Source organism: Periweissella ghanensis (genome assembly GCF_918814755.1).
Classification (GTDB): Bacteria; Bacillota; Bacilli; order Lactobacillales; family Lactobacillaceae; genus Periweissella; species Periweissella ghanensis.
On record NZ_CAKKNT010000021.1, the window covers coordinates 1 to 20,289 of the forward strand.

At 39.9% G+C, this 20,289-nt stretch carries 22 protein-coding genes and 1 other annotated feature; of the genes, 2 read left to right on the forward strand and 20 right to left on the reverse strand.

All coding sequences use genetic code 11. The features are described 5' to 3' along the window. Window positions 1–137: 137 nt before the first annotated feature. The 16 genes from rplL to LQZ76_RS07185 form a co-directional block, all read right to left on the reverse strand. Window positions 138–503 (reverse strand): 50S ribosomal protein L7/L12, encoded by a 366-nt coding sequence (gene rplL / locus LQZ76_RS07110; protein ID WP_168722617.1) that lies wholly within the window; start codon window positions 501–503, stop codon window positions 138–140. A gap of 40 nt (window positions 504–543) precedes the next feature. Beyond that, on the reverse strand, window positions 544–1,050 hold the full coding sequence (gene rplJ / locus LQZ76_RS07115; protein WP_230097440.1) for a 50S ribosomal protein L10: 507 nt from the start codon (window positions 1,048–1,050) through the stop codon (window positions 544–546). Window positions 1,051–1,076: 26 nt separating this feature from the next. Then, window positions 1,077–1,208: a sequence feature (ribosomal protein L10 leader region), on the reverse strand. A gap of 60 nt (window positions 1,209–1,268) precedes the next feature. Continuing rightward, window positions 1,269–1,961, reverse strand: a complete 693-nt coding sequence (gene rplA, locus LQZ76_RS07120) for a 50S ribosomal protein L1 (RefSeq protein WP_230099058.1) — start codon at window positions 1,959–1,961, stop codon at window positions 1,269–1,271. A gap of 97 nt (window positions 1,962–2,058) precedes the next feature. Further along, window positions 2,059–2,484, reverse strand: a complete 426-nt coding sequence (rplK, locus tag LQZ76_RS07125; protein ID WP_168722614.1) for a 50S ribosomal protein L11 — start codon at window positions 2,482–2,484, stop codon at window positions 2,059–2,061. Window positions 2,485–2,615: 131 nt separating this feature from the next. Then, a complete protein-coding gene (locus LQZ76_RS07130) occupies window positions 2,616–3,974 on the reverse strand; it encodes an MATE family efflux transporter (RefSeq protein ID WP_230099059.1) in 1,359 nt (452 codons plus the stop codon). A gap of 149 nt (window positions 3,975–4,123) precedes the next feature. Further along, window positions 4,124–4,678: a transcription termination/antitermination protein NusG gene (nusG, locus tag LQZ76_RS07135; protein WP_230099060.1), complete on the reverse strand. Its 555-nt coding sequence runs from the start codon at window positions 4,676–4,678 to the stop codon at window positions 4,124–4,126. A 117-nt stretch (window positions 4,679–4,795) separates the two neighbouring features. After that, entirely contained in the window at window positions 4,796–4,966 is a 171-nt protein-coding gene (gene secE / locus LQZ76_RS07140) for a preprotein translocase subunit SecE (protein WP_230099061.1), read from the reverse strand. 15 nt (window positions 4,967–4,981) lie between these two features. After that, complete coding sequence (gene rpmG, locus LQZ76_RS07145) at window positions 4,982–5,131, reverse strand: 50S ribosomal protein L33 (RefSeq protein WP_168722610.1); 150 nt, start codon at window positions 5,129–5,131, stop codon at window positions 4,982–4,984. A 67-nt stretch (window positions 5,132–5,198) separates the two neighbouring features. Continuing rightward, window positions 5,199–5,774: an RNA polymerase sigma factor gene (locus tag LQZ76_RS07150; protein ID WP_230099062.1), complete on the reverse strand. Its 576-nt coding sequence runs from the start codon at window positions 5,772–5,774 to the stop codon at window positions 5,199–5,201. A gap of 184 nt (window positions 5,775–5,958) precedes the next feature. Then, window positions 5,959–6,840 carry a 23S rRNA (guanosine(2251)-2'-O)-methyltransferase RlmB gene (rlmB, locus tag LQZ76_RS07155; RefSeq protein ID WP_230099063.1) on the reverse strand — a complete coding sequence of 294 codons (882 nt, stop codon included), beginning with the start codon at window positions 6,838–6,840 and terminating at the stop codon, window positions 5,959–5,961. Then, complete coding sequence (locus LQZ76_RS07160) at window positions 6,830–7,240, reverse strand: Mini-ribonuclease 3 (protein WP_230099064.1); 411 nt, start codon at window positions 7,238–7,240, stop codon at window positions 6,830–6,832. Before LQZ76_RS07160 ends, rlmB begins: the two co-directional genes overlap by 11 nt. A gap of 1 nt (window position 7,241) precedes the next feature. Next, complete coding sequence (cysS, locus tag LQZ76_RS07165; RefSeq protein ID WP_230099065.1) at window positions 7,242–8,666, reverse strand: cysteine--tRNA ligase; 1,425 nt, start codon at window positions 8,664–8,666, stop codon at window positions 7,242–7,244. 165 nt (window positions 8,667–8,831) lie between these two features. After that, entirely contained in the window at window positions 8,832–10,328 is a 1,497-nt protein-coding gene (gene gltX, locus LQZ76_RS07170) for a glutamate--tRNA ligase (RefSeq protein ID WP_230099066.1), read from the reverse strand. A 114-nt stretch (window positions 10,329–10,442) separates the two neighbouring features. Further along, a complete protein-coding gene (locus LQZ76_RS07175) occupies window positions 10,443–11,558 on the reverse strand; it encodes a PIN/TRAM domain-containing protein (protein WP_230099067.1) in 1,116 nt (371 codons plus the stop codon). 79 nt (window positions 11,559–11,637) lie between these two features. Beyond that, the gene (gene radA, locus LQZ76_RS07180) at window positions 11,638–13,056 is read right to left on the reverse strand and encodes a DNA repair protein RadA (RefSeq protein ID WP_230099068.1); all 1,419 of its coding nucleotides are present in this window, start codon (window positions 13,054–13,056) and stop codon (window positions 11,638–11,640) included. Window positions 13,057–13,068: 12 nt separating this feature from the next. Beyond that, a complete protein-coding gene (locus LQZ76_RS07185; RefSeq protein ID WP_230099069.1) occupies window positions 13,069–13,611 on the reverse strand; it encodes a dCTP deaminase/dUTPase family protein in 543 nt (180 codons plus the stop codon). A gap of 165 nt (window positions 13,612–13,776) precedes the next feature. Between LQZ76_RS07185 and LQZ76_RS07190 the strand changes: the two genes are divergently transcribed. Together LQZ76_RS07190 and rpiA are read left to right on the forward strand one after the other, a co-directional pair. Beyond that, the gene (locus LQZ76_RS07190) at window positions 13,777–14,058 is read left to right on the forward strand and encodes a GNAT family N-acetyltransferase (protein ID WP_230099070.1); all 282 of its coding nucleotides are present in this window, start codon (window positions 13,777–13,779) and stop codon (window positions 14,056–14,058) included. A gap of 66 nt (window positions 14,059–14,124) precedes the next feature. After that, entirely contained in the window at window positions 14,125–14,811 is a 687-nt protein-coding gene (gene rpiA, locus LQZ76_RS07195; RefSeq protein WP_230099071.1) for a ribose-5-phosphate isomerase RpiA, read from the forward strand. A 72-nt stretch (window positions 14,812–14,883) separates the two neighbouring features. Here the strand turns inward: rpiA and LQZ76_RS07200 are convergent, their stop codons facing one another. From LQZ76_RS07200 to cydD, 4 genes are read right to left on the reverse strand one after another with little or no spacing between them, the layout of a single operon-like run. Further along, a complete protein-coding gene (locus LQZ76_RS07200; RefSeq protein WP_230099072.1) occupies window positions 14,884–16,020 on the reverse strand; it encodes an ATP-grasp domain-containing protein in 1,137 nt (378 codons plus the stop codon). Between the two features lie 28 nt (window positions 16,021–16,048). After that, window positions 16,049–16,723 carry a glycoside hydrolase family 73 protein gene (locus tag LQZ76_RS07205; RefSeq protein ID WP_230099073.1) on the reverse strand — a complete coding sequence of 225 codons (675 nt, stop codon included), beginning with the start codon at window positions 16,721–16,723 and terminating at the stop codon, window positions 16,049–16,051. A 25-nt stretch (window positions 16,724–16,748) separates the two neighbouring features. Further along, entirely contained in the window at window positions 16,749–18,512 is a 1,764-nt protein-coding gene (gene cydC, locus LQZ76_RS07210) for a thiol reductant ABC exporter subunit CydC (RefSeq protein WP_230099074.1), read from the reverse strand. Then, window positions 18,512–20,254, reverse strand: a complete 1,743-nt coding sequence (gene cydD / locus LQZ76_RS07215) for a thiol reductant ABC exporter subunit CydD (RefSeq protein ID WP_230099075.1) — start codon at window positions 20,252–20,254, stop codon at window positions 18,512–18,514. Before cydD ends, cydC begins: the two co-directional genes overlap by 1 nt. Window positions 20,255–20,289 lie beyond the last annotated feature (35 nt).

The window sequence follows — 20,289 nt, forward strand, 5'->3', positions numbered from 1 at the left end:
TTCGCTATGAATTACAAAAAAGCGACCAGCTCGAATTTCGAGCTAGTCGCTTAACCGAATAAACGGATTTATTCAATTTTTAGGTCCATCAGTACCATTTGACTTAGAACCACTCTTTTAAGCAGTGTAATTTAGAATTACTTAGCGGCTGCAGATGCACCAGCTTCTTCAAGCTTAGCAACTAATTCAGCAGCATCGGCTTCTGACAAGCCTTCCTTAACGATTGATGGAGCACCATCAACCAAGTCCTTAGCTTCTTTCAAGCCAAGACCAGTTGCTTCACGAACTGCCTTGATAACCTTGATCTTAGCTGAACCAGCTGAAGTCAATTCAACATCAAATTCAGTCTTAGCAGCAGCATCGGCACCAGCAGCACCAGCAGCAGCTACAGGAGCAGCAGCAGAAACACCAAATTCTTCTTCGATTGCTGAAACAAGGTCAGCAAGTTCCAAGATAGTAGCGTTTTTAAGTTCTTCGATAATAACGTCTTTGTTTAAAGCCATTGTAAAATCCTCCAAAATTTTTGTTTTTAATTTAAATTAATTAAGCAGCAGGTTCTTCGTCTTTTGCATCTGAAACTGCCTTAACAGCGTATGCAAAGTTACGAACAGGTGCTTGCAATGTTGAAAGCAACATTGACAACAAGCCTTCACGACTTGGCAATGCAGCAAACTTGTTGATTTCTTCAACAGATGCGATGTTACCTTCGATAACACCACCCTTGATTTCAAGGGCTTCAACTGAATCAGCGAACTTCTTCAAGATACGCGCTGGGGCGATAACATCTTCCTTAGAAAAGGCAACAGCTGATGGTCCAACAAAGAGGTCGTTTAAACCTGCAAGGTCGGCTGATTCGGCTGCACGTGTCAAGATCTTGTTCTTGATAACCTTCAATTCAATGTTTTCTTCACGAAGTTGCTTACGTAATTCAGTTGATTGTTCAACAGTTAAACCACGAACGTCAACGATAACAGCAGAAACTGATTCGTTAAACTTAGCGGCAACTGCTTCAACTTCAACCGCTTTAGCGGCGATGGTTGCTTCACTCATGTTTTTTACCTCCTTATTTATTTTGATTTCTCAAAAGAAAATCCCTCGCCTAAACCGAAGTTTAACCGAGGGAAATAAAGTCGTTGTAAACTTCCTCGGCAGGATTTAACTATTAAGGCTTACGCCTCCTGAGTCTTAGGTAGAAATCGTATTTAATTAACTACAATATAATACCAATAATCCTGCCAAAGGTCAACCAATTTATTTAAATAAATTGATTACAATGAGTCAACAGCAACGTTAACTGATGGACCAAAAGTAGAAGCGATTGATACGTGCTTCACGTAAGTTCCCTTAACAGCTGCTGGACGAGCACGTACAACAGTTTCAGCAATAGTCTTCAAGTTTCCTACAAGGGCAGCATCATCAAATGATACCTTACCAACAGGAACAGAAACGTTACCGTCACGGTCAGTACGGTAAGTAACCTTACCAGCTTTTGATTCTTGAACGGCCTTAGTAACGTCCATAGTAACCGTACCAGTCTTAGGGTTTGGCATCAAACCTTTAGGACCGAGGGCACGACCAATACGACCAACTTGGGCCATCATGTCTGGCGTAGCGATTGCTACGTCAAAGTCCAACCAACCATCTTGGATACGTTGGATCAAGTCCATGTCACCAACAACATCAGCACCGGCAGCTTCGGCTTCCTTAGCTTTGTCACCCTTGGCGAACACAACTACAGTTTGATCTTTACCAGTACCGTTAGGTAAAACTACGGCACCACGTAATTGTTGATCAGCTTGACGAGTATCAACGTTCAAGTTGAAAGCAATTTCAACTGTTGCGTCGAAACCAGCAAAATCGATTTCTTTAACTAAAGCAACTGCGTCTGTTAAAGTGTAGTCCTTAGTTTGGTCTACCTTTTCAAGAGCAGCAACATATTTCTTACCATGTTTCTTAGCCATTTTTAGCTATTCCTCCTTGCAAATGCGGTCAAACGGCGTCGCCACCTCCCGCTTGATCTTGCGTATTTTCATACGCGATCCGACTGTTCGTTATAGATTAATCTTCAACAACGAATCCCATTGAACGTGCAGTACCTTCAACCATGCGCATTGCTGCTTCGATAGAAGCGGCGTTTAGGTCTTGCATCTTAGTTTCAGCGATTTCTTGGACTTGCGCCTTAGTAACCGTTGCAACCTTCTTAGTGTTAGGTTCTCCTGAACCCTTTTCAACACCGGCAGCCTTCTTAAGAAGAACGGCAGCTGGTGGAGTCTTAGTGATGAAGTCGAATGAACGATCTTCGTACACTGAGATAACAACAGGGATGATCATACCTGCTTGATCAGCAGTACGAGCATTAAATTCTTTTGCGAACCCCATAATATTGATACCAGCTTGACCAAGGGCAGGACCCACTGGTGGAGCTGGAGTTGCCTTAGCGGCAGGAATTTGTAACTTAACAACTGTTACGACTTTTTTAGCCACGATACATTACCTCCGTTTCGTGTTGTGGTATGAATGGAGATAAGATTTCTCCTCCCACATATACTATAACAAGCATACTATGGTATAGTACCACCTGTTTTTAAACATTTCAAGTAAAAATTTTGAATTAACTAAATTTCTTTAGCCATCCTTTTCATCAAGTTTAACTTCTTTAATTCGTTAACGAATTTCATAAACGGCCATAGCATAATTAATACCGAAGCCGTCCAAGCAAGCGGATTGGCTAACATCGCACCAAAGTATCCCCAGTTGGGAGCTAACACTAATCCTGCAAAACATCGGGCAATCAATTCACCAATTCCGGCTAAAGTTGGCACTAAACTATTCCCCGCTCCTTGTAAGACATTTCGAACAACAAAAAGGACGGCTAGCATCATATAAGTTGTTCCCACGACTTGGAAGTAATTACGCGCCATATCAAAGATGGCCGCATTCCCCTTGGGATCAATAAACCAAGCAATCATCGGATCAGCAAAAATAATTTCAATCGCACCAAATAAAATGGCTGAACCTAATCCAGCTAGCATAATATATTTAGTTCCGGTTAAAATCCGTTTAAATTCTTTGGCCCCATAGTTTTGTGCCGTATATGTCGCCATCGTTGTTCCGAGTGAAATAAAAATCAACACGGTAAACTGATCAATTTTTGAAGCCGCTGTTGTTGCCGTCACAGCTTTAGGGCCTAAAATATTCAATGACATTTGTAAAATAACCGAACCAATGGCAATAATTGATGTTTGAAAGGCCACTGGATAGGCAATCCGAGCATGTTCTACAAAATCAAATTTCGTTAACTTAAAATCTGCCTTAGTTAAAGCTAATTCTGGTAAGTGGCGTGGAATCCACACAATCAATAAGATAGCTGATGCGAGTTGTGCAATACCAGTCGCATACCCTGCCCCGGCAACCCCCATGTGAAAACCAAGGATAAACCACAATTCTAAAATAACATTTAGTACTTGACCAACAATCAAAAACACAAGCGGTACGACTGAATTCCCAACCGCCCGGTAAACGTTGGCCAATAAGTTATACGCCATTTGGGTAAAAATACCCGCAAAGATAACAAAAATAAAGGCGTATGTGTCATCATATAAAACTTTCGGTGTTTGCATCGCGTGTAAAATTTGGGGTAAAAATGCTAACGCTAAAATCGTGACGATTACTGAAGTTACTAGCGTAATCAAAATGCTCATCGCAAAACTACGCTTAACCCCTTCAATATCTTTAGCCCCAAATTTTTGGGCAGTGATAATCGCTAACCCCACCGTCAAACCATTGGCAAACCCTAAAACTAAAAATTGCAAACTTCCTGTTGAACCAACCGCCCCTAACGCATTTTCACCAAGGGTCCGGCCAACAACTAATGTGTCAGAAAAACTATACATTTGTTGAAAGAAATTCCCAATTAGTAAGGGAATCGTAAAAAGCATAATTTTCTTCAGTGGTGATCCAGTTGTTAAATCCATCTATTTCTCCTAAATATATTCCATATAACTCTAAAACTACAAATAAAACATAAATCAATAAAAAAGTCGGTAAATTCAAAGAATCTACCGACTTTTCATTGGTTGTTACAACTAATTTAACTTATTACTTCCACGTGATGGCTAATAAATTAAACTTCTTCAAGTTTATCAACGTCATTGTAAGAAAGTTCAGTTGGTGTTTCACGACCGAACAATTCTACATTAACACTTAATTGTTGCTTTTCTTCATCCAATGCGGTTACGACTCCTTGCATGCCTGCAAATGGACCAGCGACAATGTTAATTGTTTCACCGAGTTCAAGCTCAAGCTTTTCTTCACGGCGAGCTGTAATACCCATACGACTCATCAAGTTTTCAACTTCATCTGGTAACAATGGCGTTGGTTTTGAACCACCACCGTGTGAACCAACGAAACCGGTTACTCCAGGGGTGTTACGAACAACGAACCAAGCTTCATCACTCATAACCATTTCTACTAAAACGTATCCTGGAAAATCATTTTCGATAATTGTTTTTTCTTCACCATCTTTAACAGTGGTCACTTCATTTTCAGGAACCACCACACGATAGATGTAATCAGTCATGTTCATCGTTGCTGTACGTGATTCAAGGTTGTTTTTAACCTTGTTTTCATATCCTGAATACGTGTGTAAGACGTACCATTGTTTTTCAATTGAATCCATTGTTTTCTCCTCGTAGCGATCCGTATAAAATCTTCAACAAAAAAAACTTCGTTGCAAACGAAGTTTTCAGTAACTGTACTAATTATAGCAAATCATGTCTCCATGAGCCAATGAAATTTACTTAGCTAAGAATGCTAAACCAGTTTGAATTAACCAGTCGATGCCACCTAAGAAAAGGGCAAAGAAAATTGCTGTGGCAATAACAGTAATTGAGTCACGCCGATTTTCTTTTGCAGTTGGCCATGTAACGATTTTCATTTCGTGGATAACACTTTTCAAAAATTTCATTTTTCTCTCCAATAATTAGCGAGTTTCGCGGTGTAATGTGTGTTCACCACAGAACTTGCAAAACTTTTTAACTTCTAAACGTTCTGTCCGGTTAGGATTTGCCGCAATCGTGTAGTTCCGTGAAGCACAGACACTACATGCAAGGGCGATTTTCTTTTGTGCCATAGTATGAAACCTCCAAATTACACAATAATGAAAATATCGTGTAAATAATTCTCTTCATAGGCTATCACTATTCGAGTAATTCTTCAAGTTTTTTTCTCAGTTGTGCACGGGTTCGCATAAAGCACCGTTGATTCGCCACAATTTCAGCTGGTGTATAATACTGTGCATCAATTACTTGGCTGAATGTCACTAACTCTTTTAGCGTCGCCCGTTCTTTTTTTGAAACCCGACTACTAATAAAGCGTTGGACTGCTTCGCGCACAATTAATAAATCTTGGGCATTATTATATTTAGCCATCCCATCATCAATCATCCCCGGTAAGGCATAGCGTGGATCTTCAAAATTACTTTTAGCCCGTTGGCGGCGCCATTCATCAATACACCGAAAATTTATAGCACATCGTAAGTAACTCCCAAATGACCGATTAAATTGCCGGGGCTTAAAAGTTTGCACACACTTAAAAGTAATTATTTGCATTTCTTGTAACCAGTCATCTTTTTCAATTTTCAAATTACGAAATTTAGTCCATTGAGCAAAATACAAGGGCCGGAATTGTTCACAAATTTTAGCAAAAGCGGCCTCATCACCGTTTTGTGCATATTCAACAAGCGTTACTAAATCAACATCAATATATTCATCCATCACTATGTTCCTCCTTCAATTGAGTAACATAAAGATATGCGAAAACGATCTTTTTATAAATCGAACATTTGTACGTTTAATGATAATTATTGATTAGCACACCGTGAAAAACGAGATGAGCCCTAACTTTAGCCCGTTAAATTAAATTGAAAAAAGTTTAATTTAATTGAAATTATAATTTTTATTATAATTTGTGGCGTGAACTAAAGCCTTGGTAGATTAATAATGAAGCTGCCACGGACGCATTTAACGATTGCACGTGACCAATCATTGGAATGGTTAACATTTCATCCACATTTTGTTTCAACAATGGGGCCACCCCACGGCCTTCATTACCAATAATTAAGGCCACTGGACCAGTTGCGTCCCAACGACGGTAATCGGTCCCATTCATGTCAGTTCCAAAAATCCACAAACCACGGTCTTTTAATTCTTTAACCGTATTTACTAAGTTAGTAACTCGGACCACTGGCACGTGTTCAATCGCTCCCGTTGAAGTTTTCGCAACAGTTGCTGTCAATTGCACCGCCCGACGTTTAGGAATAATAATTCCATGAGCCCCAGCGGCATCTGCTGTTCGCATAATTGAACCTAAGTTATGGGGATCTTCAATTGAATCTAAAATCAAGAAGAATGGTGCTTCGTCTTTTTCCGCGGCCTTGGCAAATAAGTCGTCTAATTCCGCATATTCAAAAGCCGAAATTGATAACACAACCCCTTGGTGATTTTGCCCATCACTAAGTTCATCCAATTTACTCTTAGGCGCATTTTGCACTACTAAGCCCCGTTCTTTAGCTAAAGCTAACACTTCACTAATCGCATCACTGTGGATACCGTCTTGGAGCCATACTTTATTAATCGTTTGTTCCGTTGATTTTAATGCTTCAACCGCTGGGTGGCGACCGATGATAAAATCACCTAGTGGGGCCACGGTTTGCTTAGCCGCTGGCTTTTCATTAGTGCGCTCTGGGCGCTTATTAGTCCGTGGACGGGCGTTATCACTGTCGCGTTGTGGGGCCCGGCGTGTTTTTGTCCGACCACCACGGTATTCGTTATTATATGGCATTTATTTTTGTCCTTCCTGATTCAACTTGTTCAATACACCAAGCTGCTAATTGTTCAATACGCGCCGTTTGTTCACTTAAATATAAGTACCCAAACAATGCTTCCACCCCGGTTGAAATCCGGTAACTCACAATATCGGTATTTTTAGCCCCGGTATGTGATTTAGCATTGCGCCCGCGTAAAAAATATTGTTTTTCTTCATCCGTTAAAATTGCATCAGCTTCCATTAACCGATATAAAGCGGCGTGGGCTTTGGCTGAAACATACCGGGTTGCTGTGTGGTGCAAGTGGGTTGGTTTAACCATCCCCTTGCCCAATAAATGTTGTCGAATATAAATTTCATAAACTGCATCGCCCATATAAGCTAATGCAATTCCGTTCATTTGTTGGTAATTTGCCATGTTATTCTTTCTTCCATCGAGTTCCTTGTGCAGTATCTTCTAAGACAATTCCTTGGGCTTTTAATTCAGCCCGAATTGCATCAGCTTGAGCATAGTCTTTTGCTTTTTTAGCAGCATCCCGGGCCGCAACCTGCGCCTCAATCCAGCTATTATCATCTGTTGCTCGCCCGCTTGGCTTGACATCAACTCCAATGACCATTACTTGATCAGCAAATTCAGCTAAAGCTTGTTCGCCACTAACCGCGCTAACATGGTCCGCTTTCGCGTATACATTTAAAGCTGTGGCAAAATCATTAATCACCGTCATGGCATTGGCGACATTAAAATCATCATCCATCGCTTGCATAAAGGCCGATTTAAATTGAGCGACTTGAGTATCGATGGCTTCATCAATCGTGGTCATGGTATCCGCTTGTTTTAAACGAAAGGCCACATTCGTGTATGCCGTTTGCAACCGTTTAACGATTTGAGTTGCTTCTGTAATGGCTGTTTGCGTATAAGCTAGTGGCCGGCGGTAATGCGTTGTGGCCATCATCAACCGTAATGCTTGGGGATTAACGGTTTGTAATAAATCGTGGACCGTCACAAAATTACCTAATGATTTTGACATTTTTTCATTGTCGTCTCCCACTGTTACAAACCCATTGTGGAGCCAATAGTTAGCAAAAGTCTTACCCGTATGCGCTTCTGATTGGGCAATTTCGTTGGTATGGTGTGGGAAAGCTAAGTCTTGGCCGCCACCATGAATATCAATCGTATTCCCTAAATATTTAATCGCCATCACAGAACATTCAATGTGCCAGCCTGGTCGCCCCGGTCCCCATGGTGAATCCCAAGTAATCGCTACTTCCGGATCAGCACCTTTCCACACGGCAAAATCAACTGGATCTTCTTTACGGGCTAATTCACCATCATCAAGCCGCTCGGAAGCACCAACTTCGAGGTCATCAATATTTTGGTGCGCTAAATGGCCATAATCGGGAAATTTACGGGCACGGAAATAGACATCCCCGTCAGCTTCATACGCATACCCTTTAGCGATTAAATCGTCAACAAAGGTAATAATTTCAGAAATATGTTCGGTTGCTAATGGTCTGACCGTTGCCGGTTTAATATTAAGCGGTGCAGTATCATCATTAAACGCTTGTTCAAATTTAGTTGTTAATGCCTGTTCGGTAATTCCAGCTTCGTGGGCGGCTTTAATAATTTTATCATCCACGTCAGTAAAGTTAGAAACATAGTTAACTTGGTAATCAGAATATTCAAAATACCGCCGAATAGTGTCAAAGGCAATCGCTGAACGCGCATTACCGATATGAATATAGTTATACACCGTCGGTCCACACACGTACATATTAACAATTCCTGGCTGAATTGTTTTAAATAGTTCCTTTGTACGGGTCATTGTATTAAAAACATGAATCATAGTGTCTTACTCCTCACTCGTTACCACTGCGTAATTTAATAAGTTATATCATAGCACATAATATCGTCCAACGCTCTTGCCATCAAAGTTAAAGCGGCACAAAAAAACGGAAGAATTAATCATTCCTCCGTTTTTAAGCAGCTAGCATTTAATTATGCACCGAAATTACTTTAATTTAGCAATTAATGCATTCACGTTAGCCATAACTTTTTCTTTACCAAGTAATTCAAGGACTTCTGGTAAAGCCGGACCGTGCGTTTCATGAGAAGCTGCAATCCGGATTGGCATAAAGAGCTTACGACCTTTAATACCAGTTTCTTTTTGAACCGCTTTAATAGCTGGTGCAATTGAAGCAGCTACAAAGAATTCAAGTTTTTCAACTTGGCTTACAAAGCTTTCAAGGACTTTGATAACATCTTCAGTGTCAGCAATTTCTTCTTTAGCAGCGTCATCAAGTTCAGCTGGCATATCAAAGAAGACATCCTTGGCAAAAGTAGTAATTTGGTTAGTAAATGACATTTGATCTTTGTAAAGTTCCGTCATTTTGAATAACCAAGTTAATTTTTCAGGTGTTAATTCCGCTGTATCAACCATATCAGCGGCAACTAATTGGTGTAAGATTGATGGGAAAATGTCGCTAGTTGGCACTTTCTTCAACCATTGGTTGTTAACCCATTCAAGTTTCTTAGCATCAAATTTAGCCGGACTCTTTGATAAACGTTTTTCATCAAACATCTTAACAAATTCGTTTAAGCTAAAGATTTCATCTTCACCAACTGGTGACCAACCAAGTAAAACAATAAAGTTTAGCAAGGCTTCTGGTAAGTAACCAAGTTCACGATATTGTTCAATGAATTGTAAGATTGATTCATCACGTTTTGATAACTTACGACCAGTTTCAGTATTAATGATTAATGTCATGTGACCAAATTCTGGGGCATCCCAACCAAAGGCTTCATAAATCATTAATTGCTTAGGCGTATTTGAAATGTGGTCATCCCCACGAAGAACGTGTGAAATTTCCATCAAGTGATCATCAACTACCACGGCAAAGTTGTAAGTTGGCATTCCATCACGTTTTTGGATAACCCAATCACCACCAACTTGTTCGGCCCCAATTTCAATGTCACCCTTCACAATATCGTTCCACTTGTAAACAGTTCCAACTGGGACTTTGAAACGAATAACTGGTTCTAAACCAGCTGCTTTTGCTTCGGCAATCTTAGCTTCACGTTCAGCATCTGACATACCAGCAAATTCATATTCATAACGAGGTGTTTCACCATTTTCGATTTGGCGTTCACGTTCTGCTGCCAATTCATCTTCCGTCTTGTATGATTCGTAAGCAAGTCCGCGATCTAACAAATCTTGAATCAATGGTTTGTATGTGTCCATGCGTTCTGATTGACGGTATGGACCATATGCACCAGGCTTATCTGGACCTTCATCCCAGTCCATGCCAAGCCATTTTAAGTTTTCCAATTGACTACGTTCACCATCAGCAATATTACGTTTAGTATCAGTATCTTCAATCCGGATAATGAACTTTCCTTTATTGTGACGTGCGTAGAGATAGTTGAATAATGCCGTACGAGCGTTACCGATGTGTAAGTGCCCGGTTGGACTTGGTGCATAACGCACCCGAAGCTTCTTATTTGCCAAAGTGTTAGCCTCTTTCATTTCATTTTTTTATGCACTTGTGATAATACACCAAAAATGCCTATTTTTAAAGTATCTCGCTTATTTTTCTTGTGAATTCTCAAATAAATTTACATTTTATTCGATTGGTTTTGTCGCATGGGTGGGCTTTGCAAAAATCATGCGCCCGGCATCAGTTTGTAAGGCCGATGTAACTGTTACATCTAACTTCTTATTCATAAAGTACTGACCATCTTCAACGACCACCATTGTCCCGTCATCAAGGTAAGCGACCCCTTGTTGGCGTTCCGTTCCTTTTTTAACAACCATTACATGCATGGTCTCACCTGGTAAGACCCGTGGGCGTAAAGCCCCCACCAATTCATTGATGTTAAAAATAGTAATATTTTGGAAGGCTGTGACTTTATTTAAATTAAAATCGTTAGTCACAAGGACGGCATCTAAATCTTTAGCCAATTGGACTAATTTTTCATCAACTTCCTTAATGTCTTCATAATCACCTTCATACATTTCAATTGGCACAAGTTGTTCTTCACGGAGCTTGTTGAGAATATCTAATCCCCGACGGCCACGAACCCGCTTAACTGAGTCAGCTGAATCGGCAATATATTGAATTTCATAGAGGACAAAGTTAGGCACGAGTAATGTCCCTTCAATAAAGCCTGATTTTACTAAATCGTAAATCCGACCATCAATCAAAATATTGGTATCCAAAATTTTGTAGTGGTGGTAATTGGGTTCTAATTGCTTATCGCCAATTACTTCACCTTCTTGTAATGGTTCAATTTTGCCCCGAACACGATTAAAACTTGGAATTAAATTCTTCCATTCATCCGTTCGCGTTGTTCCCAATCGAAAGCCAAGATATCCAAATAGCAACATTAATAAAATCGGAATCACGGTGTTAATTAAAAAGATTTTTGAATTAACAAATAAACTTGAAATTAACACGGCAATTAATAATCCAAGGATGGTAGTAATACTACCAATTAATAACGTTAATGGATTTTTTGTTGATAAGTAACGTTCAACATCACTGAGCTTACGATCAATATAATCAACCAAATAGAAGGAAATAAATAATAGCAATAACGCGCCGATTATAAAGTCTGTGATATTATTGTCAATCCATTGGTACTTAAAATGAATTAACCGCCAAAAGCTTGGAAGCACTAGTAAACCGATTGCCCCTCCAACCAAAACTAAGGCGGCTTGTATGATTTTCTTTCGCATAAAAATATCCTTTCTTACTAACTATATAATCTATCTTACTATTAATTTCTAATTGAGCAATCATGTTAACCAAAAATTGTTAAAATTCCTGATTTTCAGCGGTATTTATCCGATATTTACTCGTTTTACCGTTAAACGCCTTCTGAAGGGCCTCACTAATCGTGGCGACGCCGACAACTTCAATCTCACCAACTGGTTGCCAACCTTGTAAATTATTTTTTGGCACAAAGACGCGTTTAAAACCAAGCTTTTCAGCTTCCGCAACCCGTTCTTCAATCCGGTTAACTCGGCGAATTTCTCCGGTCAAGCCAATTTCACCAATAAAGGCATCGCCCAACTGGGTTTCTTTATCTTGATATGATGATGCTACGGCAACCGCAACTGCTAAATCAATCGCTGGTTCATCTAATTTGACCCCACCGGCGGCCTTTAAAAAGGCATCTTGATTTTGCAATAATAAATTGGCCCGTTTTTCAAGGACAGCCATAATCAACGATACCCGATTACGATCCAATCCTGAAGCCGTCCGTTGCGCATTCCCAAAAACAGATGGCGTAATCAACGCTTGCATTTCAACTAAAATGGGCCGCGTTCCTTCCATGGAAACCACAATTGCTGAACCAGTGGCCCCTTCAATCCGTTCTTCTAAAAAGATTTGCGATGGGTTGGCAACTTCCGTTAACCCATGGGTTTGCATTTCAAAGATACCGAGCTCATTAGTTGAGCCAAACCGGTTCTTGACAGCCCGTAAAATCCGATAGGCATGGTGTAAATCACCTTCAAAATAGAGCACCGTATCAACCATGTGTTCTAACATTTTTGGTCCCGCAATCGAACCTTCCTTGGTCACGTGACCGACAATAAAGACGGTAATTCCATTCGTTTTAGCAATTTGGAGTAATTCAGCGGTTACTTCACGCACTTGGGATACTGAACCAACCGCTGATTGGACATCGGGTTCTTGCATGGTTTGAATGGAATCAATAATTAAAAAGTTAGGTTTTAATTCATCCACTTGTTTGCGAATTAAACTCATATCAGTTTCTGGATAGAGATAGAAATCATTGGCCCCCACCCCTAAACGTTCCGCTCGCATTTTAATTTGCACAGCACTTTCTTCCCCCGAAACATAGAGGACTAACCCTCCAGTTTGGGCTAATTGGCCTGACATTTGTAATAAAAGCGTTGATTTCCCAATTCCGGGGTCACCCCCAATTAACACCATTGAACCTGGCACAACCCCACCACCAAGCACCCGATTAAGTTCTGATAGTTGGACTTTAATCCGGGGAGTATCTTCGGTTGAAACATCCCCAATTTTAGCTACTTTGGCGACTTCACCATCGAGACTAACCCGACTTTTACGATCGGGAGTATCCGGTTGAATACGCTCTTCAACTAACGTTCCCCATTCACCACAGTTAGGACAACGCCCTAAATACTTAGGTGAAATGTAACCACAATTAGAACATAAAAATTGGGTTTTTACTTTAGCCACAGTGAGCCCTCCTTATTTAATTCCTGATGAACCAAAACCACCATTACGCGTTGTTTTAAGGGTAGTTGCATCATGATCAGCTAACAAAAATGGCATGAAAATTCCTTGGGCAATCCGTTCACCCTTTGCAATATGGCAATCAAGCAAACCAAAATTCAAAATTTGGACAAAAATAGCCCCTTCATTTTGTTCATTATTGTAGTAATCAGCGTCAATAATCCCTACACCATTTGGTACTACTAAACTACGCTTCAATGGGTTACTTGACCGGTTAGCAATCATTAAAAATTCTTCCGGTTGCATGAAGGCTTTGACCCCCGTTGGAATTAAAAATGGTTTCAAAGTTGCTTGGGCCGCTGCCAAATCAGCTTCACTGACTTTTTCAGTGTGCTTAACTTGCCACAAAGCTTTTAAAAAGGCCCACTTCCAAATTGACGGAATGGTCATATCTTCGGCTGCTTGAAAATCATATCCGGCCGCTTGCGTGGTTGCCCGTTGCGGTAAATCCAAGTTTGCTTGCGCATATTTACTAATAATTTCAAATCCACGTTTCATAATTCAGTTCTCACTTTTCTTATTTTCTTTCATTCTATTATACCAATATCTGAGAATATTTTTAGGTCAGATGTAAATTTTAAATTTGACTATCGCCCGCTTTACCTTGAGAATATAATTAATAACTGTCATAACATTAAGACCGACAAACAAAGGAGCTGTATTATGGAATTTATTCATGAACCAGAACGCATTTATCAAATTGCCGCTGACGGTCAGCTTTTGGCCGAAATTGATTTCCCAAAAATCCCCAATCAAGCTGCCATTGTTATCACGCACACATTTGTTGATCCAAGCTTACGGGGCCAAGGAATTGCTAATCAATTACTAGCTGAAGTAATTGCCTTTGCCCGCCAACATAACTTAAAAATCAAACCGGAATGTAGTTTTGCGCAAAAAGTCTTTGATTTAACGCCTGCCTATGAAGGATTACGATATACCGAATAGCTTTTGTTCGGGTTTTTATGTATAATTAAAAGATGCACAGTTTACACAAGGAGAGCTCTTGAAGTTATGAATCAAATTGAATTAAAAAAACAAGTTGGAGAACGAGCCGCTCAATATGTCGAAGATGGTATGATTGTTGGGCTTGGCACTGGTTCGACCGCCGAGTTTTTCGTGGCTGCCCTTGGTGAACGCGTACAGAAAGAAGGCCTCAATATTATTGGGGTGCCAACCTCTGATCGCACTAGAAATCAAGCGGAAGCACTTGGTATCAAAATTAAAAATGTTGATGACGTAGAATATATTGACTTAACTGTTGATGGCGCAGATGAAGTTGACGCAAACTTCCAAGGAATTAAAGGTGGCGGTGCAGCTCATTTATGGGAAAAAATCGTTTCTTCTAATTCAAAGCGGAACATTTGGATTGTTGACAGTTCCAAAATGGTTAAGACATTAGGTGCCTTTCCGTTACCAATTGAAGTTATCCCCTTTGGTAGCAAACACGTTGTGGATAAGTTAATTGCCGCCGGTTATGATCCAAAAATTCGGCGTGATGAAGACGGTAATCCGAAATTAACCCATTTCCACAACTACATTATTGATTTAAAAGTTGGTTCAATTCCTGATCCCAAAAAATTAGGTGATGAATTAATTCATATGGTCGGGGTCGTTGAACATGGATTATTCCTTGATCATGTTAACACCTTGATTGTTGGTCACCCTGAAGGGCCTCAAATTATCGATAATATTCGTTAATTGTGTGCCAATTGCGCATATTTAAATTTACATCAAAAAAGCCCTTAACCATTTTGGTTAAGGGCTTTTTAACTATTCTAATTCTGCAGATGCAATAAATTTAGTGGCATCAATTTGATCTAATAATGATTGGACATCCGTTCCGGTAGCAACAAAGTGCCCCGTAACATCATGCAATAATTGGCCAGCATTATGATAGAACGTAAAATGCCAGTTATCTTTGATCAACCATTGGGTGCGTAATTTTTCATCATCAATATCAGAAAATGGCACTAACACCGCGGGCCACGCAGCTGTAACCACTGACAATGGTAAGCCAGCAATGGCGCGAATATGTTGTTCATAAACCGATACATTCGTTACTTGATCAAAAATCGCACTAGCTTGACTTAACGTTGCAACCAGTCGTTTAATAATTAAATTTCCCGTCGCGGTCACATAAAAATCAAGCTGGAATAAGCCCCGATAATTGATACTTGCGCCTAAACGTTCCGTAATGCGATACATTTCAAATTCAATTTCATCTGGTAATTTAACCGGCGTAACCGTTTTTAATAATTTACCATCTTGATAAAAATTTTCAATGATAGGATACGTACTAATCTTGCCATCTAAGGTGCGAGCGGCCACCACTGAATATTCACGAACATTACTAAGCCATGACTCAATGATGAACGTCCCAGTATCAATCATATCGGCAACTTTACCAATCGAGGCTTCGTTTTCAACCACAACTTCTTTTTCAATTCCGGTAATTTTAGGAATTGATTTTAATACGACTGGATAACCTAGTGAGGCTGCGGCATTAACAACATCCGTCAAATCAACCACGGTGGTATATGGTAAACAATTAATATTCAAACTTTCAAACAACGTCCGTTCCATTAAACGATCCATCGAAATTTCTAGCGTGTTGATTCCTTGAGGTAAGTTAGTATATTGCTTAATATATTCCAAAGTTTCGGAACTAATATTTTGACTTTCATATGTTACAAAGTCACAACTTTCAGCAAACGAACGTAATTGTTCCCAATTATCGTTGGCGCCAACAAACCGTAAATCAGCAATGTGTAAAACTTCTGCATCCTTATCAGAACTGTAGGCTGCGACACGAAAGCCCATCCTACGTGCTGTTTGAGCCAAAATGGGACCATTGATGCCTTCACCAATAATTCCTAATGTTTGGCCTGGATAAAATTGTGTTGCCATAGTAGTGCCTCCTAAATTTGACGAGTTTTTAGCGGTCAAATCGATTTAAATGATACAATTCAATAATTTTAATTAACTTTTGGGCGTACCCTGGATCGGTGGCGTAACCAGCTTGATACAAGGCATTGGATGCCACTACATAATTCTTTGCATGAATAACTTGTTGATACCGCTGATGATTTTCACTGGTCCCACGGACTAACAATAAGGCATGATCAAGCATTGAACCTTGCACATTATCATAGACTTTAAAGGGGGCATCAATCGTTACCCAGCGACCTTTAATAACTTCTTTGGTCGGTAACAAAATTGACTTTTGCCCTGCGGCTGCTTTAATACCGTAAAAATTATGGTATTTTTGCGATAATTGACTACCATTCCAGTCTGATTCATGGGCTGCTTGGGCTAATGTGATACTTGCAAGGACGCCATATTGACGTTGTAATTGTTGCGCATATGGGGCCAATGAATTCAACCAAGCTACCCGTTGTTGGTAGACACTTGATGCGGCAGTGGCGGTATTATTAGTAGTTGGTAGCCGTTGATTTTGCCAATGAACGGCTACCGCACATAATAATACCACACCTATCACGAAGAGCATGGTATTGCGACGCCGAAGTTGACCATTTTCAACAAAAAAAGCTTGTATGCTAAATTTACTACTTGTTTTACGCCTACGTTTGCGTCGTTTTTTAACTGCCATGACTCTCCTTTAGTTAATTTTAAAATTATTGATAGTTGTTAACCCCAGTATCGAGATCTAATAGTTGTTTAAAGTGGGCGTTTTCAGCGTACAATGCTTGCGGCGTTCCACTCATGGTAAATTGACCATCATCCAAGAAGTAAACTTGATTAGCAAAGTTAATCCCGGTTAAGTGGTGCGTGACCCAAATAATCGTCTTATCCGCCAACAATGAGAAAATCATCGTTAAGACTTCGTTTTCGGTAATTGGATCTAAACTAACCGTTGGTTCATCTAAAATAATAATTGGGGCATCTTGTAATAAGATCCGCGCCAAAGCAAACCGTTGCCGTTCACCACCTGAAAAACGTTGGCCACCTTCGGTCATAACGGTCGCATAGCCATCTGGTAATTTTTCAACTAAATCCTGTAACCCGACTGCTGCAATCGCTGCTTTAACCTCATCATCGGTGGCTTGTAAATTACCTAAGCGGACGTTATTCATAATTGAGGTGTTAAACAAATATGGTTGTTGATCAAGTACCCCAAAAAGATCATGCCGATATTCTTGTAAAGTACTTAAATCAGCACCATCCAAGTTAATTTGACCACTAGTTGGCTGTAAATCACCAAGTATTAATTGTAACATTGTTGATTTACCGGCGCCTGAAGGTCCCAATAAAGCATACGTTTGATTACGTTCAATAGTCATATTTAGGCCATTTAAAACATTTCGTTGTTGATTAGTATACTTAAATGTTACATCATTAAAAGAAATTTGTTTAAAGGCTAAGGCCGCTTGACGCGTAATTGTGGGGGCTGCTGGAGCCGTTACCGTTAACTCATCATAATCATTCATTCGTTCTAATGATGATTGGTGCGTTGGAATATCCGTTAAGCCCGCTGAAATCCCTTGGAAAGCATCGACCATTGGGAAAATTGCTAATGTAAAGGCCGCAATATAGTTAACATCTAAGAACGAATTCCCAAATTGAACCTTACCAAAATACAGCATCACAAAGGTAATTCCCGCCACAATTAAATTAATCACAAAATCACGCCACCAGGTAAATTGCATGTTTTGCCGTTGAATCTTAACTTGTTGATTCATTAAAGCCGTTTGTTTTTCAACAAATTCTGCTTGCCGGCCCGCAATCACCCAATCAGTTAATCCTAACACGCCATCCGTTAAACTAACATAAACTTCGTGTTGTAATTGGCGATTTTTAAAACTCCGGGCTCCATTTAAAGCCACTGAAGCGAGTGGCAAAATAATGGTAATTACCCCAAAAAGCAATAACATTAATAAGCCAAAGGCCCAATTGAAGTAACCTACAAAGGCCGCAAAAACTACGTATAACAACCAGCCAATTACAACCGGGAAAATCGTTGTTAAGTAAAGATTTTCAATGTGTTGAATATCATCAGCTAACAACGCTAACACATCCCCTGTTTGCTTTTCTTGGCGAATCGTAGTTGCTCGTTGTTCAACTTTTAAATAGAGTTTTTTACGTAAATCTGAAACTAACCGTAGCACCCAGTTGTGTGAAGTTAGTCGTTCAGCGTAACGAAAAACTGGCCGACCAATCCCAAACGCCCGCGTAAGGACAATTGGCACATACACGAGCAAAATATTACTTGGGTGTTGTGCTGAACGTGAGATCAAGTATCCCGAAATAAACATCAATGCGGTCCCACAAAAAACTGTCATAAAGCCTAGAAAAATAACTAAGGCTAGTAATTTTTTATAGCGACGTAAATACGGCAAGACCCATTTATCGGTATTAAACATTTTAACGATCGTTTGCATTATTTAACACCTCCTAATTGGTTAACATCCGCCACTAACTGGACAAATGCCCCATTTTGTTGGGCTAATTCACTTGGTGTGCCTTGTTCAACAATTTTACCATCCTCAACTACTAAGACATAATCCATTTGGTTAACCCAGTGTAATCGGTGAGTTGCAAATAAAACTAAGTGATTAGCAAATAATGGTACAATTGCTTGCTTGATATTCATTTCTGTTTCAATATCCAAGTGCGCCGTTGGTTCATCAAATAACAACACGCGTCGTTCTGGCGTCAAGAATGCTCGTGCTAAAGCAATCCGCTGAGCTTGACCACCAGAAACCGCCTGACCACCTTCTCCGATTAACGTTGCTAGTCCTGCTGGTAATTGTTGCCAAAATTCCGTTAAACCAGCGGCCGCTAACGCTTTGATAATCGCTGCTTCGGATGCTTCAGGAGCATAAAAGGCTACATTTTCCGCTAACGTTGCATGGAAAATATATGGAGTTTGGGGAATATACTGAAACTGCTTTTGCCAAGCTTGCAATTGTAAATGATCAACGGCTTGGCCAGCAAGTGTAATCTGTTGCGCCGAATTACTATCAGGTGCTAAAAAGCCCCCTAATAAGTTTAATAATGTTGATTTACCTGAACCAGAACGCCCAATAATCCCGACTTTTTGATAACCTTGTAATGCTAAATGTTCAATCGTTAAGGCGGCATCATGACTATCAGCATACGCGACTTTGACATTATCCAAAGTTAATTGGGTGTCAGCTTGCCATTGTTCAAGTTGAAGTGTTTTATCATCAGCTAAGGTTGGCCGTGATAATAAATCTAACACATCACCTAACGCATTTTTACCGTCTAAGGTATCGTGATAATCGTTTGCAAAATTCCGTAATGGTAAAAAGTATTCCGGGGCTAAAACTAACATCGTTAACGCTGGTAACAACGCTTTAGTGCCATCAATTAAACTAAATCCTAAAAAGACCGCGACAATCGCAATTGATAACGTTGTAAAAAAGTCTAACGTAAATGTTGATAGAATCGCAATTTTTAAGGTTGATAACACCGATACTCGATAATCTTCTGAGACTCGGTGAATATTATTTGCATACTTCCGACTTAAACCTAATTGCTTTAAGGTTGGTAAGCCTCGTAAAGCATCAACAAAGTGATTACTTAAACGAATAAAATTCGCATACTCTTTATCCGCTTTAGCTTGTGCCGCGTAACCTAAAATCACCATGAACAAAATTACCACGGGATAAATTGCTAACATAAACGTCGCTTCTTGCCATGAAACCGTGAACAAGTAGGCTAATAAAATCCAAGGAATAATCATTAAATCAAACATTTTGATTAACACAAGCATCAAATAAGTTTGCGTTTTATCAATTCCTTCCAAGGCCAAAGTAACGGTATTCCCCGTCCCCTTTTCTTGGATAATTTTGGGACCCAATGCTCCAACTTTCTTTAAGACATCGCGTCGTAATTTAACAATTGTTTTTTCAACCCAATGGCCAACAACGTAATTTTTTAAAACAGTCAATAAATGCCGGCAGACGAAGGCTACCAAAAAGAAAGCAAAAGCTTGAAGGACGGCCACGAACGGTTTTTGTTGCCAGAGCGTGACAATACTCGTACTTAAGTATTTTCCTTGGAATAATACACTAAATGCTTGCAGTGTTATTAGCACTGCAAGCATCCCAAGTGTTTTACGAATTCCCGGCATTGTAAATAAGCGCCGATCAATCATGTAAATAAATCTCCATTTAAATCCGGTCAGCAGAG